Raw genomic sequence first — 18,987 nt, 5'->3', positions numbered from 1 at the left:
AGAGCATCTGTTCCTTTCTCATCCATGTTCAGGAGCGCATTCAGTTCTGCCAGTCGCTTTAGCTTTTCAGCGAGTTCTTCTTCCTGTTGGAATGGTTTCGTTACTTCTATTTTCGCTGATTCTAATTGATTAGTTAAGGTTTCAAGTCTGTCTTTGGCTTCGGCAAGCTTATCCGGCATGGTTTTCAAAACATTGTTCAATCGAATAATATTTCCAACTGGATCAGGACCAATCTCAACAGGGTGGTTCATAGCTCCCTTAAGTCTCAAAACGAATTTTCTATTAAAGGAATCGAATGCTATATTCATTGAAAATCCGAGATATGTTCCGATTTTGGCAGTTCCATCCGCATCAGTTTGAAAAAATTTTATGATAGCGTTTCCTGCATCCTTTCTTGTGTCATACACACCTGATCCAACCTGCATATGGAACTTATCTTTGCTTGTGGCAGCATTTTGTTCATAGAGAGCTATATCCTGTTCAAGTTTTTCGATTAGTTCTTTCACCATAACGATTTGGCGTGGATAATGCTGAACAATATTATCTTCCATCCGGTATTTTTGACTTGTATAGTTTGCTTTTAACAGTCTTAAACGTGATACCTGAATGTCAAGATCCATTTTTTCTTTGATATATGGATTTCCGGTTGCAAGAGCCTTTACTTCCGCATAGGATAGAGCGGATTCGTCTACATCTTCACAGCTACGGACCGGCGATTTGCTTGTCATGATCTGGCTGATGAATTTTTGCTTGTTTTCGATCAGCTGCCAGGAATAAGCATCAAATGTTCCTTCTGTAACATAACGGAATATTTTTACCTTGCGGTTCCGGTTTCCCTGCCTTAAAATACGTCCTTCCTGCTGTTCAATGTCAGTCGGTCATTTTTTGCGGACAGTTCATACATGCTATCCTTTTCTGTTCTCTGCTCCTGCGTTTGCTCTCGTTTGATTTCTCCCTCCGTATCTTCTTGGCACAAGCAGGACAATACCTTGATGCACCAGAGCCCGGGACATATTCAACGCCGCACACCGTACAATTTTTAGCGGGCATTGCTGCCCACCGTTTTGTAGGTATGATATGTAATTCATCGACAAAGCCGATGAATTTATAGTAAATCTTGATTTCCTGCTTCACTGTTCCGTCTGCCATCTTCTCACGCTCCGAAACAAGTATCTTGTCTATGAGTGCGTTTATAACTGTTGCATCCAGTTCTTTTAAGCCTTGATAATTTCGGATAAGGGCGAGGAAGTCACGGATTCCCCGTGATTTCTCGTAGCTTTCATTAAGAGTTTCCGTCACCTCTTTCAGCCTTGCTTCAATTTCAAGCTGCTCTTTCTGGTATTTCCCCGACATCATCTCAAAATTCCGCTCGGTAATACGCTCCATGACCTTATCCTCGTAGAGAGAGGAAAACAGCCTGTCCAGTTCCGCAAGGCGTTTGTTCAGCTTCTTACGTTCTTTCTCTAATGCTTTCGCCCTGCTCTGGTCTGTTTCCGTGAGCCGCTTTTCTATGGCCCTGACCGCCTTTTCATCATTCACTGCCATATCCGCAAAACAGTTGATGTCGGCAAGAACGGCATTGAATAAATCCCTTGCTTCTATATTGTGGGCACTACACTCGCTTCTTCCGTTTCTTGCATAATTATTACATGAATACTGTACACAGTCGATAATCTCTGGGCGTTTCCTCCTGTGTACGTTCATTGCCCGCAGAGCACATCCGCAGTCCACACACTTGATAACGCCTGCAAAAATATTTACAAATCCTCCCTTGTTCTGTGGAAGCCTACGACTTGTAATAAGCTGTTGGACAATATCAAATTCCTCCTGCGTGACTATTCCCTCATGGGTATTGGGTATCACTTCCCATTCTTCGGGCAGCTTAGAGGGGCGTTTCTTGCTTTTCATATTGGCGGCAATCCGTTTGTAGCCTACAAGATTTCCCGCATATATCGGGCTTCTTAAAATGCTCCTCACGCTGTTCCCACTCCAAATATAGCGTTTGTCCTCGTTCCCCTCAAAATGACGTTCAAAGCCTGTTTCGCCACGCTCCGCCGCATAAGCGGCAGGGCGTAGGATATGCTGTTTATTAAGATGTCTGCAAATTTTGGCAACTCCATTCCCTTTTAATGCAAGGTCGAATATCTCTTTTACAACATGTGCCACTTTATCATCTATCAGCAGATGGTTGTGGTCGGCAGGGTCTTTGATATAGCCATAAGGGGCGGTAGTTCCCATGAATTTCCCCTGTTGAAACCTCGCCCGATATGCCGATTTTATCTTAACAGATATGTCAGCGGCATACATTTCGTTTAAAATGTTGCGGAAAGGCGTGATGTCCATAGCAGATTTATTCAAGGTATCTACGCCGTCATTGACCGCTATATACCTCACGTTATGCTCTGGGAAGAAAACTTCCAGATATAACCCACAATCAAGATAGTTTCTCCCCAGACGGGATAAATCTTTCGTAATCACGCAGTTTATCAGACCGCTTTCAATGTCTTTTATCATATTCTGGAAACTTGGTCTTTGGAAATTTGTACCAGAATAACCATCGTCCACATACGTTTTTGCTATGTGCCATCCCTGCTTTTTCACATAATCCGTGAGGATGGATTTCTGTGTCGCAATGCTCGCACTCTCGTTATCCGTACCATCGTCTTTAGATAAGCGGCAATAAATGCCGACTAAATAGATTTTCTTTTCTTCTTTGATTCCTGCCATACTGTAAAACCTCCGTATCTGTCCTATCTGTTTTCATGTCCCATTGCGTACATTCTAAGCGGACAGCCCCTCATTGTCGAAGGTGTCGCCCTCGGCAATCTTCTTCCGAATATCCTCGGAGATAATCGGGACAAACGCTTCTGTAACGGTCTGTGTGCCGACATATTCACGGCTGATTATCATCTGCACTGGTGCTTTTGGCACGATACGCTTTCTCTTTTTATCTGCTTTCTTATCCTCGCCCATACTTAAATCTTCCTTTCCAGACAGGGCAGGGAAGAGTTTGGAAATGTCCCCGCCCTGCCAATCAGATACCATTAATCCTCGCTGTTTAATTCTTTCTGTAATGCTTTAAGGAGTGCCGCCGCTTCATCAGCGTTCAGCGTGATTCCCTTGCCGCACTTTTCACGGTTCGGGGAAAAGCTGCGGATGTCATACTTCGGCTCTTTCCCATTCCATGAAATGAGATTGATTTCCTTTGTGTAGCCACTGTCGCCCGTAGACAATACTGCGATTTCCTTTACGATTTCATACTGGATTTCTCTCATTCTCCATACCTCAACTCTCTGTATTTACTTCCCGAAAAAAGAAGATTAGCGGCTGTCACGGTTGCGTTTCCTCTGCAACTCACGCTCCAAAAGTTTGATGATGGTTTCCTCCATCTGCTTCGGCGTTGTGTTCTTCGGAAAGTATTTTTTCAGCTTGCTTGTGTTGATTTTCAAGGTTTCTTTCTGGTTGCCCTTTTCCTCCGTCATAATCGCAAATATCGTATCCATGTCAAGCCGCCCGCTCTGGCTTAACTGTTTCATCCGCTGTGCCTGTGAGAGTGAGGGCGTTGCTTCTTCGCTCTCCATCGTGGCAAAGAGGTTTTCCTGCTCGTCTTTCTTCAAGAAGGACAGTTCCACCGCAGGCGTGAGGGCGATTTTCCCCTCGTCCACCATCTGCAAAATCGGCGGTATCAGTTCCGTCAGGCGGATAAAACGCTGCACGGTCATCCTGCCCACGCCGAAGCCCTGTGCCACCTTGTCGTCCGTCCGCAACTTCGTCACAACTTGTGACGAGGTTAAGTCTGTGCGGAAACCCTGCCGCTTCATGGCTTCGGATTTCATCTTGTAAGCAAACGCCCGCTCCGATGGCAGGATATTCTCACGCTGCAAATTGCTGTCTACAAGGGTGATGATGGCTCGGTCACGGTCTAAGGGCAGGACAAACGCAGGCACGGTATTTATCCCTGCAAGTTCAGAAGCACGGACACGCCGCTGTCCTGCAATCACTTCATAACCGTCCCCGTCCTCTTTCGGGCGTGTGATTATCGGCGTGACAATGCCAAATTCCTTGATGCTTTCCGCTAACTCTGACAGTGTTTCATCTTCTGCCACATGAAACGGATTGTCGGGGAACGGGTACAAGTCTTTGGTCTTTAACACCTTAAAATCCTGTTTCTTCATTCACATATCTACCTTTCTTTCGCTCTGCTTCTATGATTTTTCTGCAATTCTTCCAACACTTCGGGCGGTATTTTTGACAGCAGCCGCCCCATCTGCTCGTTGGTTCTCTGCAATTCAAATATCTTCTGATTCGCTTTCTGCACCTTTAGTTCCTGCTCGTACTTTTCATCACGCATACGCCCCGCATAGTCTGATTCCTGCCCAATTCTCTCTTTCAAACTGTCGATATACGCCTGCTGTTTCCCGATTTCCTTAGAGAATTTCTCCACGTCTGGCAGCCATGCAGAGAGTAAATCTAACGCTTTATCCCTTTTCTTCCCTGCGTTAAAGGCGTTGATGTCGGATAGGGCAGACACGATTTCTTCATACTGTTTATCAAGCCTGCCGCCTAATTTATAGAGCCATGTGGGGACGTGTTTCCGCTTGGTTTCCATTGAGGACTGCCCCCGTTCAAGCTGATTCCACCGTGAGGACATCCGCTCATGGTAGGCGGTCTGCCACTCGGATAATGATTTCTGGTTGCCTAAGATAGCTTTCGCTGACAGCTTATTGTCTGGCGTAATCGGCACAAAGCAGAGGTGCATATGGGGCGTTCTCTCGTCCATATGGACGACAGCGGAGAGGATATTCTGCTTTCCAACACGCTCCGAAATGAAGTCAAGAGCCGTCTGGAAATACGCTTTTTGTTCTTCGGGCGGTAACTGGTTCATAAATTCTGGTGAAGCTGTGATGAGCGTTTCCACCATCATCACGCTGTCTTTCCTTGTCCTGCACCCCGCTTCGGCTACCATGCGGTTAATCTCTTTCTTGTAGGTGTACTTTGGTGGTGCTATGAGATGGTAATTGTTTTTAGAGCGTTCCATATCTATATCTGGGTTGCTTTTGTAGGCTTCTTTCTTCCGCTCGTTGTGGCGTTCACAAGCCGCAACGCCGCCCGCTTTTCGTTTCTGGAAACGCAGGATTGCATAAGGCATAGGCGGATTCCTCCTTTCTTTCGGCGGGTGACCGTCCTTTGGGGTGACAGCGGTGACGGTGGTGACAGCAGTTTTGGGATACCCCCTGCCGACTGCCGCAACTGTCACCCTCACCCCCTGCATGACGGTCATGTCGATGATGACGGTGTTTTTGGGATACCCCCCTCGCAAGAGCCGTCACCGTCATGCCGCCATTCTTTTATCCGAAGCCGTAAGGCGTAGGATAGCAGGGCACAGCCCTGCCTTAAGGGAGTCCAGAGGGAACGTCTGGCACACGACTTTGCAGGGCAAAGTGTAGTGTGTTACACCCTGTAAACGCAGTCGGAAAAATCGGAATGATTTTTCTGACCGCAGGGGTGGTTTTACACGACCGAAAAGGGCGAGTAAATCTCACGCCTGCATTTTGCGTTTACGGGGTGTTCTCCCGTAGGGATGACAGCGGCAGGGTATCCTAAAATCACTGTCACCACCGTCACTGCTGTCACCCGCAGGGCAGAGCCGCCAGCTTTACATGGCTTTAAGCGTCAATGACAGTAACAGGGGGGTATCCTAATATCGCTGTCACCACCATCACCGCTGTCACCCGCCCTCCTTGCAAGGGCAATCCGCCTGCCGTCTTTCCTGCGGCTGTACTGGTAGCAGATACGGTTCTCGCTTAAAAATGTGGTGCGGTATTCATTCAGCCATTTCGTAATCACCGTGGGTATGGTTTCCGTTTCCCCCATAGCGGCTAACAGTTCCGTTGCCGTGCCTATCCATTCTTCCTTATCCCTCATAAAATCCACCAACCGAAAAAGGACATCTGGTATCGTTTCTTTCGCAAGCTGCTCCTGCGTTTTCCGCTCCACAAGCTCCCAACGGCAATCACGGAAACGCAGCGTGTATTCCTGATAAGGCGTGTCCCTGCCCGTCACATACAGCTTGGCGGTGTCAGACGCACGTTTCTCCTTTTCCAGAACAAAGGTAGCGTCCGCACTCCCCGTTAATCCTGTCGTCCCAGACACCTTGTTGAACACGTCGCTGTCATTCTGCTTTCGGATGTGGTGTACGACAATGACCGCCAGAGAGTGCCTGTCGGCAAAGTCTTTGATGAGGGAGATGTCCCCATAGTCGCTTGCATAGGCATTGTCTTTTGAAGCTGTACGGACTTTCTGCAAGGTATCAATGACAATGAGCCTGCTGTCTGGGTAATCTTTCAGATAATCTTCAAGCTGCACGATAAGACCGTCTGACAGCTTGCAGCTTGCCACGGCAAAGTGGAGCCGCCCGCTTGCTTCGTCCGTCAAACGAAATAACCTGTCCTGTATGCGGCAGAACGTGTCCTCAAGGCAGAGGTAAAGCACATCGCCCTCCATTGTCGGCATATCCCATAAAGGGATTCCCTGCGACACGCATAAGCATAGCTTCAGCATGAGCCAGCTTTTGCCTATCTTCTGTGAGCCGCAGAACAGCGATAAGCCTGTCGGGATAAGGCTGTCCACCACAAAGGATGGTTTCTCAAGCGGTTCATAAAGGAGCGTTTCGGCGTTGACTGTCTGTAACTTCTGCATGGCTTTCCTCCTTTCGGGCGGTGTCTTTGTTTTCGTTGCACATAGGCGTTGACCTCCTTAAAAATAGATTTACTCCCACGGAAAAAAGTGAGAGTATGTAATGCCGCCAATCCCACACAAATAAAAAACAGATTTCTTTTTCGGGCGGTGTCGGTCACGGTTGGAGATATTTCTTCAATTTCCGCCTTTACTTTCTCCTTTGCAATCGCAACAGATTTCTGTATTGCCGAAGCGGTGCAATGCTCCATAGCGGCGATTTGGTAAAAATTGAACTCATACTCGTAGTAGAGCAGGAAACGCCGCCTTTGTATCTCTGGAAGGCTCCCAACCGCCTTATAGAGCGTTTCATTCCGTTCTTCCTCAACCATGCGTTCATCAAGGCTCTTAGGCACACGCAACGCCCGTCTGTAAAGGGTTTCGTCCCATACCTCGTTAAACTCCCTGTGCCGCTCGTCCCATTAGAAAAGATTCCTGTTCCTGCGCTCCATCTGCCGAAACTCCATAAAGAACTGTTCCGACACTTCCAACTCGTGGGATTTGCCCTGCCCGTCCTTAAAGCTGATAAAATACCTTGTGCCGCTTTCCGTGGATTCCTCCCGAAGCGTGTATGCCTTAACCCTGTATGCCATCCTGTTGTCCTCCTGCAAAAAATGAGTGAGGGGATTTCCATCCCTCACCCAGTAGCCCGCAGGATGGCAGGCTGTTTTAGAAGCTATAAAATTTTCCGCAGCTTCTTCCGCAGATGGTCTAACCTCGCATAGATGGCACCAGTCGTCAAATGCACAAGCGGGGCAATCTCCTTTGTGGAATACCCCTGCATTTTCAGCAGGACGATTTTCAAGGTACGCCCGTCCACCGTGACTAATACTTGATAGAGATTTTCGCTCTCAATCTCTTCCAGTAACTCCGCAACCGTACCCACTTCCGCCTGCCGCTCCCTGCCTGCCATGTCCTCAAGATATTCCGCAACGTCATTCGTCCATCGGTAAAACCGCCTGTTGGAATTGAAGTCTGCCCTGTCCGCCATGCGTATCTGCTCAATGGTCGCTTCATCAACGCCGCACTCACGCAGCAGCTTTTCCTCCGCTTCTTTCCAGATACGCCATTTCCTGTCCTCCCGTCCGTGGTTGTATGCCATTCTTACTTCCTCCAATCAGAATTGATTGAGAGGGCAGAGAAAAGCCCCCTCATCTTCCCAAAGGAAAAAACAAGGGGGCTGAACGCCTTAAATTTTAATTTTCTATTATCTTTCTTAGTTTTATTAGGATTCTGGCTTTGCGTTTGTTTACAACGCTCTGGGTTATGCCCAACCTCGCCCCGACTTCACGCTCGGAAAGTCCGTCAAAAAAGATTGCCTGTATCAGCTCCTGTTCACTATCCGACAGCAAAGGCAGGGCGGCTTTCAGCCTGTCCACCATGACCGCATTGACAACGGTTTCTGCAATGTCCACCGCTTCATCAGTGATAAAGTCCAGAGGATTCCCCTCGCTGTCCGTAAATCCGTCGAGAGATAGCAGTCTATTCTTTGTATCTAATTTTTGCAGATAACGCCACCGTTCCTTGTCACGGTAGAAGTCTGTGTATTGCTCCCTCACGACTTCAAGCAGACAGCCTTGAATGGGGATAAACAGCTTGTCCATATAGGTCTGGTCGGATTCCCTGCAACGGCAGAACTCCGTGTAGGATAATTCCACATAGCCGCCACTTTCTCTGATATATACCTTTCTTGGTGCATATTTCACCATAAATACCTCCCATCTGAATTTTTGAAATGTAAAAAATCCAGATGGAGAGGCGGAGAACGACACCGCATATCAGAAACAGCCCTACGGCACTTTCCAACAAAAATCGACAAAAGAAAAACCGCAAAGGCTCTGTGACCTTTACGGTTATAGGAAATAGTAATTCTATTGTATGGAGATTGTACTTCTACTTTCAAGGTGAGAAGTACCGTTGCACTGGCAGAAATTTTTTTAACTGGTTTCCTGCCGTTCTCTGATATGCTATGTATTGATAAATTTTGCTTCGTATGAGCAGATAGATAACTGCCCGAAAAAAGGACATAAAAAAATCCCTCCAAATTTAAAAACAAATTCAGAGGGTAATTTAGGGTATAACAAAATAACCCACCCGAATATCGTTTTTTTTATTTGGTGAGTTTGTTCTTTCAAATACGAAACAAAAAGAGCCGATGATTCGTGAATTGTTCCACAATTTCATCGGCTCTGCGTCTTAAGCGTCTGGCTCTTTGATGACAGTTATCTTCAAGTTGTCAACTTTAATCAATCTTTCTTGTCTGCATTTTGGACAATAAAGGGGATAATTCTCCAAAACAGTGTCCTTCCTAATTTTATTACGGGTTTTGCTCCCACAAACAGGACACAATATCCATTCGCATTTCATCATAATTAGTCTCTAATCCTTTCAAATCTCATTTTATATGACTTTTGCAAGCTGTTAAGCTAACTTGTGGAACATATGCCGAACCTTATCTATACGGCTATTCGGGCGGCGGGGTTGGCAAATAAATTTACCAATAGCTGGCTGGTATCCTTTTAACTCTGTCAAGCAGACTCCCTGCCCATTTGTGAAATAAGTTAAATCGTTCCTGTATTCTTGAATACATCTAGCAGGGATTTCTCCTTTCAGAATGACCTCGTCATTCTTTATCTGAGTACTTACAATATCTGCACAATACCTTGGAGCATCATGATACGCCCGTGAGAGATATTCCTGCGGTGCATAAATTTCAAAGTGGAGATATGGCTCTAATAGTTCTGTCCCTGCTTTTTTTAAAGCCTGCTCCAATACGATAGGGGAAAGCAGCCGAAAGTCTGCGGGGGTACTTACAGGACTATAATACAATCCATATTCAAAACAGATTTTACAGTCTGTCACTTTCCATCCATACAGCCCCTGCTCGCAGCCATAAAGAACCCCCTCCATAACCGCATTTTGGAACGATTGATTTAAATATCCAAGTGAAACTCTGCTTTCATACTGCACTCCGCTTCCAATAGGGAGCGGCTCTATGGACAACCCGACAGAAGCCCAGAAAGGATTTGGCGGGACTTCTATGTGGATGGTATATTCTGCTTTTCTAAGCGGTCTTTCCATATATATAACAGTAGGCTCTTTTATTTCTGCCTCCACATGATATTTTTCCTCAAGGATGGCACAAATGACTTCCATCTGCACATTCCCCAAAAAAGAAAGTATAATCTCATGCGTTGTAGTATCCACATAATATTTTAAAAGAGGGTCTGTATCAGCAATCTCTGCGAGGGCATTTAACAGGGCTTCCCTTTGCTCCGGCTTTTGCGGCTCTACCGTTGTCCGAAGTAATGGCATGGGATTATCAATCCGTGTTTTGTGAGGCAGGAGTTTTTCATTTCCCAGAATGTCGTTCAGTTTCAAAGTATCATCAGCTAAAATAACAATTTCTCCCGGACAGGCATGGTCAGCCGGGACGATTTCACCATTTGTCGGAACACACATCTCTGTGATTTTTATTTTCTCTTTTTCAGATATTCTAATAACATCCCTCAAATGCAATGTTCCGCTATATATACGCACATAAACAAAACGCCGCCTTTTCTCTGAATATTCAATCTTAAAAACCTGCCCGCATAGTTCAGATTGACCTTCAGGCGTTGATGAATAAAATTTACTGGCAATTACTTCTATAAGCTGCCGAATCCCCAGATTGTTTTTAGCGCTTCCGTGATAAACGGGAAATAACGTTCCGTTTTGGAATCTCCTGTTTTCTTCCTGTTCCAGTTCTGACATTTTAAACGGTTTCCCTGACATATATTTCTCTAATAGTTCATCGTTTCCCATAATTACCGCATCCCACTGTTCCATATCGTCATTGTCCGTTACATTTATATGGGGATGCTGCCCAACCTTTTGCTTCACTATAATTTCCGAAGAAAGCTTTGCTTTCATTTCCCGATATACCATTGGCAAATCAATCCCCTCTTGGTCAATTTTATTGATGAAAAAAATTGTCGGAATCTTCATTATCTGTAGTGCATGAAACAGTATACGGGTCTGTGCCTGTATGCCATCCTTTGCAGAAACTAATAATACTGCTCCGTCTAATACGGATAAAGAACGGTATACTTCCGCCAAAAAATCCATATGGCCTGGCGTATCTATAATGTTGACTTTTACATCCTCCCACTGAAAAGATGTCACTGCTGTCTGGATAGTGATTCCCCTTTGACGCTCCAAATTCATTGTATCTGTCCTTGTTGTGCCTTCATCTACGCTCCCTAGTTCTGCAATTGCACCACTGGTATACAATAAACTTTCCGTTAATGTTGTCTTTCCTGCGTCAACGTGAGCCAGAATGCCTAAGTTAATTATTTTCATGTGATTTTCCTCCTATCAACACCCAAAAAAGGGCATAAAAATACCCAGTGATAAATACTCCTATCACTGGGTAAATAACTCCAATAGCCCCAAAACACTTATATGTTTTCGGGCATATAAAATTACATGATAAAAGTATTCTTAAACTGGGTACAAAAAACTAAGCCCCATATTAAAAGTGAAACGGGACTGCTACTTTTTGTTCCCACTATCAAATTGACAGTTTATTTAAGAATACCTTGCCGCATATTTATTAACTCCTTGTATAATACTGAATCTAATTATATTCCTTAACCCTTTATTTGTCAAGCTGACAAACTAAAGCAGAAAAAGCGGCAGGATTTCCCCCTGCCACTAATCATCTGTTTATGCAAAAATAATTTCCTTTTCCACAATCTCCCTCGCACAAGCCCTTATGTTATTGAGGCATCCTGTCCATTCTAAGGCGTTTTCTGCCTTTAGCTGTTCCGTTATGCCCTGTGCCTGTTTCATACCCTCTATGAGCCTTTCAAAGCGTTCCTGTGCCTGTCTGTTGATGTCGGCAAGGTAGGCGTTTAGCCTGCCGCTTGTAAGAAGATTGGTGTATGTAACTTTACGGTACTGTTTTAGATAATCTAAATGCCGTTGCCCCCAGATGCCTATTGCCTGTTCTTCTTCGGCGGGTACAGTTAAGCACGGTATCAAATAATCCCCTTGCCTTTCGTATTTGCCGCCCAGTTCCTCAAATAATGATTTTGCCATTGTCTGTTACCTCCACATTCTTTTTTATTTTGAATGTCCGCAAAATCCGTCCTACATCGGATGGACGCCACGGTACATCAAGATGGTGCAACGCAATCAAACGATCCTGCACGTTTGTTCCAGCACCCATTTTAGAAGTAGATCCGATCAGAAAACGAACCTGTCCGCTACGGACTTTAGCAAATAATTCAGCTTTTTTCTGATCTGTATTGGCGTCATGAATAAATGCAATCTCATCTTCCGGCACACCCTTTTTCATAAGGAGAGACTTTAACTCATCATATACGCTAAAAGATTCATCCCTATTTTTCCTTGGCGTAGATAAATCACAAAAAATAAGCTGTGTAGATCTTTCTGAAGTGGTTTCTTCCCAGATATGATAAGATTTTTCGGCACACACTGCAACTTTTGAATTTTCATTCGCAGGTAGCATTTCGTTTATCAGACGCTGATCGAGAGCAAGTTTCCGGCCGTCGTTTGTTATCCTCAACATGTTGTCTTGATAAGGTGACACAAGCTGGTTTCTGACTGCTTCAGCGCGATTAGCAAGCGATGCAACCATTTCTTTCTGGTATTCGCTTGGTTTCAGAACTACATTTTCGTATTGAGCCTCCGGAACAGGAAGATTCAGCATATCTGCAGTTTTAATGTCGGCCGCTTCTTTGAATACTGAAATTAGCTCAGGAAGATTGAAAAAGCGAGAAAACCTTCTTTTTGTACGGTAACCAACCCCCTCTGGAGCTAACTCAATCGCTGTTTGTGTTTCACCAAATGATGCTGCCCAGGAATCAAATTGTGTCATTCCCAATCTTTTCAGTGTGCCGTACTGCAGATAACGCATATTTGTATACAGCTCTGTCATACTGTTGGAAATCGGCGTTCCGGTAGCAAAGGTGATACCTTTGCCGCCGGTTAGTTCATCCATATATTGGCATTTTGCAAACATGTCTGAGGACTTCTGGGCTTCTGTCTGCGGGATACCTGCCACATTGCGCATTTTGGTATACAAAAACAGATTCTTATAGTTATGGCTTTCATCCACAAACAGCCTGTCTATACCGAGTTCTTCAAAATTTACAACTTGATCTTTTCTGGTTTGGTCATAAAGCTTGGCAAGACGCGTTTCCAGACTCTTTTTGGTCTTTTCCATCTGTTTAATGGTAAAACGTTCGTCATTCTCTGCTTTTATTTTACGAAGTCCTTTTTCGATCTCATCAATCTGCTGTATGATTGTATTTTTTTGTCGTTCATCGGAAAGAGGTATTTTTTCAAACTGGCTATGTCCGATAATAACTGCATCATAATCTCCGGTAGCAATTCTGGAACAGAATTTTTGCCGGTTTGCCGGTTCAAAATCTTTTTTCCGGGCCGCAAGGATGTTTGCCCCCGGATATAACCGTAGGAAATCAGAAGCCCATTGTTCTACGAGGTGATTTGGGACAACAAATAATGATTTCTGGCATAAACCGAGTCTTTTGCTCTCCATCGCTGCAGCAATCATTTCAAATGTCTTTCCAGCACCAACACACTGGGCAAGTAATGTATTGTTGCCGTATAAAATATGGGCTATTGCATTTTTCTGGTGCGGCTTTAATTCAATATCTGGCGTCATGCCAGGAAATGTCAAATGAGAGCCTTCATATTCCCGTGGACGAACAGAATTGAATAGTTCGTTATACGTTTCTACAATCTTCTGTCTTCGTTCCGGATCACGGAATATCCAGTCTTTAAACGCTTCTTTTATGTTTTCCTGCTTTTGACTTGCAATAGTCGTTTCTTCCTTATTCAGTACCCTCCTTTCATCAAAGGTATCATAAATTTTTATGTCTTTCAAATTTAAGGTATCTTCCAGCAACTTATACGCAGTTACTCTTGTGGTTCCAAATGTGGTATTTGCAAAAGAGCGGGGAGTTTCAGCATTTTTTCCGGCAATGTTCCATGTACTTGTTATATTCGAAAAACTTGTTTTTACAGCACCAGGATCTAATAGATAATGTGGTGTTTGAAAGACTTCCCCCATGAAGTCATCTATATACTTCGGATCAATCCATGTGGCACCAATCCTGATCTCTATCTCTGAGGCATCGAGATTTTGGGGCTGTATCTGTTTAAGTGCCTGCACATTAATGCTAAACTCAGGTTTTGTTTCTGCGTAAGATGTTGCAATTTTGAGTTTTTCCCGGACATTACCGCTTAAATATTCATCTGCAGTCTCCCATTTTCCGGTGATTGGGTCTTCAAATATGACACCGCGAAGTTCTTCCACAATTTCTTTGGTATCTTTTCCGGAAAGTTCACTCATATACGGAAGATCAACAACAGCCTTTTCTGAAAGAGATACGGTCAATGCTTCACTGGCTGTGTCAACGCTTGTAACAACTTTCTCCTGCTTAATTGTACGCTTTTGGAATATAGCAGCCTTTTCCTTGAAATTTCCTTCTTCATCAAGGTTTTCTAATGAGCAAATCAGAGAATAACTGGAATCCTGATCAAATGCGATTCTGTTTGCACGCGAATTCAGTATACCGAATTTTGCTGTATATCCATCATACAACGCACTCAGTTCTTCCTGCTTTTGTTTAATGTCTGCATCGGAATACTCATTCAGCTGCAAATTAATTAACGCACGAGTACAATCCCGGATGCCGATCATTCCCTTGATCCGCTCTTTTGCTGTGGCCGAAACGTCAACAGGACGCATAACAGAATTTTCCCGGTAATAAATTTCCTTTCCAACAACCGTAAAGCTATAATTTTTGACGTTCGGATCTGCAGAAAGTAGCTCTTCTAAGTCCTCCGTAAGAATCTCTTCCGGATCAATCGCATCAAATTCTCCATTGATATTTTGCAGAGACTCCTGTAATTGTTCTTCAAACGGTTGCGAATCATCTGCTGTGCAGGTACTTTCCATTCCATAAGGACCGGATACCATTTCCATTTTTCCAACAATTTGTTCTGGATGTTCAACAAAATAATTGTTCATGGTAATGTCTGATCCATCTTTTCCAAGATAGACCCAATCCGGATCAGAAACAATCATATGATCCCGTTTTTTCAAAAACAAAATATCGGATGTTACTTCTGTTCCTGCATTCGATTTAAAGGCTTTATTTGGAAGCCTGACAGCACCAAGTAACTCGGCCCGTTGTGCCAGGTATTTCCGCACTTCCGGATTGGACTTGTCCAGTGTTCCTTTGCTTGTGATAAAGGCAACAATACCACCGGGACGTACTTTATCCAGTGTTTTTGCAAAGAAGTAATCATGGATCAGGAATTTGTTCCGATCGTATTTCTTATCTACCACCTTGTATTGTCCAAACGGAACATTTCCAATGGCAAGATCAAAAAAGTTATCTGGATATGTAGTTTTTTCAAAACCACATATCTGTATGTTGGCATGTGGATACAGCTGTTTGGCAATCCGTCCGGAAATACTGTCCAGTTCAACTCCATATAAGTTGCTTTCTTTCATGGAGTCCGGCATCATGCCCAAAAAGTTTCCAACTCCCATTGCCGGTTCCAGAACGTTTCCTTTGGAAAAACCCATTCGTTCCAAAGCACTGTAAATTTGCCGGATAATCACTGGACTGGTATAATGTGCGTTTAAAGTGCTTTCCCTGGCCATACGGTATTCATCCGGCGATAATGCAGCCTTTAATTGCTGATATTCTTCAGACCAGTTTGGTTTGCTTTCGTCAAAGGCATCCGCCAGTCCACCCCATCCAATATATTGACTGAGAACCTGCTGTTCTTCTGCTGTAGCGTATCTGTTTTCCGATTCGATCCGGTTAAGCAGCACAATGGCAGCAAGATTCCTTCTGAATTTCTCTTTTGGAGATCCTTCCCCCAAATGGTCATCACTGATCTGAAAATTGGAAGCTGCACTTTTATCCGGTGCAGCTTTACTTTCTTCTTGTTTTTCTTCGGTATCTGGCGTCGTTTCGTCTGGAATAGAATTTTCAATGTCTCTTCCATCTGCAGCAAGTTCATCGGCCCATGCCATGGCATCTTCCAAAGATTCAAAAGTTTCCAATGGCGGATAACCTTCTGCATCATAAATGGAATATACGGCATTTCCTTTGTTGATCCACAAAAAGACATCCGAAAAAAGCCTTGCGCTCCATTTTGTTGGATTTCCAAACGCATCATCTGCCTCATGTACCACCTGCCAGGATAACCGTTGCAGTTCTTCCCCATCAAGTTTGGCACCAACTTCCGCTTCATGTCGATCAATGTCTTCTTCAGCAAGAATGTCGATATAATAGTCCTCTACTTCAACTTTATCTGGCTTATGGTCAAATTCAAAGACTCGATTTTTACACTGAACATAATAAAAGTCCGGATCATCAACACAATTTCCGATCAGATATTTAACGTTTCCAGATTCCCACTGGTCAATCAGAATGCAGAGATGGCCATCCAGTGTAAGCTGTTCCTGTACTACCTGTTCTTTTTCATGCTGCAGTTTTTCATGCTGCAGGTTTCTGACTTGGTTTGTAAATCCATCCAAAATAGTTGGGTGGGTGTTTAAGATCAGTGTATTGCTCCATTCTCCTTCTGTAAGGATGGAACTCGCCCATTCTTTGTTTCTTAGAGAAAACCGACCTTCCTTCCATGCCTGCACAATGGTATTGGCCAAAACAAATTGTACACAGTCTATGCCGTATTTTTCTACAATTTCAGATACCGTATTTTGTGGAACGGAAAATCCATTGTATTTTTCGGCAATCTGTTTTTCGATCTCCTGTTTGCACTCTAACCGGATTCCGTTATTCAGCCGGGTAATTTCGGCTTCTTTTGCCTTTTTTTCCTGTTCTTTTTTATAATTCTTATACTCTTCTTTTTCCTGTGGTGAAAAGTATTTGTCTGCATAAATCAGCTCGCAGATTCTTTCTTCTACGACATTCCAATTTAAAAGGACTTTTGTATATGGATTTAAAAGGCTTCCTTTCTCCAGGAGAATACCTTTCGCATCATGTTCACTGTTGGAACTACTATTGCCAGGTAACGCACCGGATTGGCCACCAATCCCATATTCTTTTTTCAGAAAGTCTGCATTTTCTTTCTGGTTATGCAGGTCCATGAAATATTCGTAGATTCGAAATTTTCCATCTGCAAAACCACTTCCAATGCAAAGGGCATAGTCGATTTCGTCCTGTGTGATGAAATCTTCCTGTCTGACATCTACCGTATCATGAAGTGGAAAATGAATTCTCTCCCTGTCAAGATCCGCGATTTCGGATAATAGATATCCTGGAGATTTCACAGTTTTCGGCTTTAATTCTCCATAGGAAATCCGTGCATCGACATCTTCCAAAAAGCTTTCCAGCTGTTCTCTTCCTTCATGCGTAGAAAGAAGAGTTTCTATTTTTTCTATACTGTTAAGTTCTTCCGGTACATCATCTATCCAATCACGGAGAAAATAGCCGATCTGATAAGATACCCTCTCCATCTCTGTTTTGTCTACGAGTGCTGCCTCGTTCGCATCCATATACAAGCCATACGTAATCATGGCGTGAATGTACTTTTCGATTTGATCCCAGCTTAATGTTGTAACTACAGATTCCGCTGCCTGCATACCATAACCGGCAGTCATTCCGTTTTCATCAAACCATACAGATATTGGATGACCGTGTAATTCAAAACCTTTGCCGACCTGACTATATTCTTTTTTCAGGAAAGCAATTATTTCATCGGTACTTTTTCCTTCGGTATATTTGGCGTAAATCCGTTTCCGGCTATCTTTTTGCCCGCCACCACTTCGGATGATTACTTCAAGATCGGTTTCCGGCAAATAGAAAGCAGCGGGCATAGTATATTTTTTACTTGCTTCCGCTGCTGTAATTGATCCTCTCTGTTCCTCTGCTGATGGAAACAGACTTAATTGTGTGTATGATTCCTCTGGTTTTACAAAATTGGTCGGCTGTAAATCAGTTCTTTCAGTACGACTTCCTCCGCCCGGCTCTGGATGCTGTTCATCTTCTTCACCCAAAGCATCTGATCCTGTGCTTTGAGCTGTTCGTTTACTCCTTCTTTCTCCGCCATCTGGGATGTCAGGACTTCCATCCTCTCTCTTGCCTGTTCCTGAATCTCGAGAAGATGTGCTTTCAGCGTTCCTTCCAGAAACATTGCTGTTCTCGCCCCATCGTATCTCTCCCTCAGAAATTTGTCCCTCAGAAGTCCGTATTTCGTTACCATTCCCTCCGGTTCCGGATTTGCTTTCAGTTTCGGAATCAGATAATCTCCCATCTGTTCGTATTCCAGGTCCATTTTGTTTTCCTCCTTCAATATTATCTTTATCTTTGGAATTACCCTCTTGCAAACTTTCACGCTTTAAAGCATTATATCGCGGTTGTGGTGCATTTGCAAGTTCTTTTTTGGAGATTTCTTTTTCCTGTTCTTTCTCGCGAAGTTTATCATAAATGCGTACTGTTTTTCCGATTTCTGCAAGAACACCTCTGGCAGAATCATTAATTTTTGTTCCTAATACTGACAATGTTTTAATAGAAACAAACTGATTGATATAATCAAATGAAAATTCATGATCGGAAATTTCTATTTCACAGGCCGATAAAATTGTAAAAGAAACACTTTCCGATATAAGTTTTTTTAAGCAAAGAGCAAAGTCCTGTTCGCTCAGTTTATCAAATCCTATCCTATCCTGTAAATCCGGATAATCAATTTGAAGTTCTGTATAGGCATCCGCCGCGAGCTGATCTGAAATTTCAATAATTCTTTCTTCAAAGGGTTTTGTGCTGTCTGTACTGCCATATATTTGTTCGAGCCTATGCAGTACATCACTTTTATGTTCTTCCCGCAGTTTCCACGCCTTCGGATAACGTCCATTTGGCTTTACAGCATGAACATTCGAAACATCAAATACATATTTAAGCTTATGACCGTATGTTGCAGTATCATCCGGAAGTGCAATTCCTGAAGATCCTTTATTTACCCAGCAGTTCATACGTTTATTCCATATCTCGATGGAAGCACACGCTGTTGCATCCGGATTCTGTGCATAAATCAGAAGCTGTTCTTTAAACGGATATTTATAAATCCGTGCAGCGGAGGTCAGGAACTTCATCCAGGATTCCCGGTTCTGTGAAACCCTTTTAGCTGTTTTTTCTGCAAGATTCACTATGTATTCATATTTATCCATCTTATTTTCCT

Annotated in this window: 11 protein-coding genes and 3 pseudogenes; all 14 read right to left on the bottom strand. The window is 43.7% G+C overall.

What is annotated here, in order from left to right:
• Positions 1-470: 470 nt before the first annotated feature.
• Positions 471-878, bottom strand: a pseudogene (locus DWX32_RS20830) (helicase); the annotation flags it as partial.
• Positions 871-2,727, bottom strand: a complete 1,857-nt coding sequence (locus DWX32_RS02115) for a recombinase family protein (protein ID WP_001820670.1) — start codon at positions 2,725-2,727, stop codon at positions 871-873. The pseudogene DWX32_RS20830 and the gene DWX32_RS02115, both read right to left, overlap by 8 nt.
• Before the next feature lie 54 nt (positions 2,728-2,781).
• Positions 2,782-2,973, bottom strand: coding sequence for a hypothetical protein (locus DWX32_RS02110; protein ID WP_001820669.1), 192 nt, complete (start codon positions 2,971-2,973; stop codon positions 2,782-2,784).
• Between the two features lie 71 nt (positions 2,974-3,044).
• The gene (locus tag DWX32_RS02105; protein WP_001206986.1) at positions 3,045-3,275 is read right to left on the bottom strand and encodes a YdbC family protein; all 231 of its coding nucleotides are present in this window, start codon (positions 3,273-3,275) and stop codon (positions 3,045-3,047) included.
• Positions 3,276-3,320: 45 nt separating this feature from the next.
• The gene (locus DWX32_RS02100) at positions 3,321-4,175 is read right to left on the bottom strand and encodes a ParB/RepB/Spo0J family partition protein (protein WP_000743700.1); all 855 of its coding nucleotides are present in this window, start codon (positions 4,173-4,175) and stop codon (positions 3,321-3,323) included.
• 8 nt (positions 4,176-4,183) lie between these two features.
• Positions 4,184-5,149 carry a MobV family relaxase gene (gene mobV, locus DWX32_RS02095; RefSeq protein WP_001820668.1) on the bottom strand — a complete coding sequence of 322 codons (966 nt, stop codon included), beginning with the start codon at positions 5,147-5,149 and terminating at the stop codon, positions 4,184-4,186.
• Between the two features lie 517 nt (positions 5,150-5,666).
• Positions 5,667-6,699, bottom strand: a pseudogene (locus DWX32_RS02090) (AAA family ATPase).
• 154 nt (positions 6,700-6,853) lie between these two features.
• Positions 6,854-7,328 (bottom strand): annotated as a pseudogene (locus tag DWX32_RS02085) (RNA polymerase sigma factor).
• A gap of 83 nt (positions 7,329-7,411) precedes the next feature.
• Entirely contained in the window at positions 7,412-7,837 is a 426-nt protein-coding gene (locus tag DWX32_RS02080; RefSeq protein ID WP_000323895.1) for a sigma-70 family RNA polymerase sigma factor, read from the bottom strand.
• Positions 7,838-7,931: 94 nt separating this feature from the next.
• Positions 7,932-8,441 (bottom strand): sigma-70 family RNA polymerase sigma factor, encoded by a 510-nt coding sequence (locus DWX32_RS02075; RefSeq protein WP_105116765.1) that lies wholly within the window; start codon positions 8,439-8,441, stop codon positions 7,932-7,934.
• A gap of 490 nt (positions 8,442-8,931) precedes the next feature.
• Positions 8,932-9,102: a cysteine-rich KTR domain-containing protein gene (locus DWX32_RS02060; RefSeq protein WP_004614788.1), complete on the bottom strand. Its 171-nt coding sequence runs from the start codon at positions 9,100-9,102 to the stop codon at positions 8,932-8,934.
• Positions 9,103-9,156: 54 nt separating this feature from the next.
• Positions 9,157-11,076, bottom strand: coding sequence for a tetracycline resistance ribosomal protection protein Tet(O) (gene tet(O) / locus DWX32_RS02055; protein WP_015521635.1), 1,920 nt, complete (start codon positions 11,074-11,076; stop codon positions 9,157-9,159).
• Positions 11,077-11,442: 366 nt separating this feature from the next.
• Positions 11,443-11,817, bottom strand: coding sequence for a TnpV protein (locus tag DWX32_RS02050; RefSeq protein WP_001129922.1), 375 nt, complete (start codon positions 11,815-11,817; stop codon positions 11,443-11,445).
• Positions 11,798-18,976: a DUF3849 domain-containing protein gene (locus DWX32_RS02045; RefSeq protein WP_118659173.1), complete on the bottom strand. Its 7,179-nt coding sequence runs from the start codon at positions 18,974-18,976 to the stop codon at positions 11,798-11,800. Before DWX32_RS02045 ends, DWX32_RS02050 begins: the two co-directional genes overlap by 20 nt.
• Between the last annotated feature and the right edge of the window lie 11 nt (positions 18,977-18,987).

Source organism: Blautia sp. AF19-13LB, from assembly GCF_003479105.1.
Lineage (GTDB): Bacteria > Bacillota > Clostridia > Lachnospirales > Lachnospiraceae > Fusicatenibacter > Fusicatenibacter saccharivorans.
This window is presented reverse-complemented; position numbering and strand designations above follow the sequence as displayed.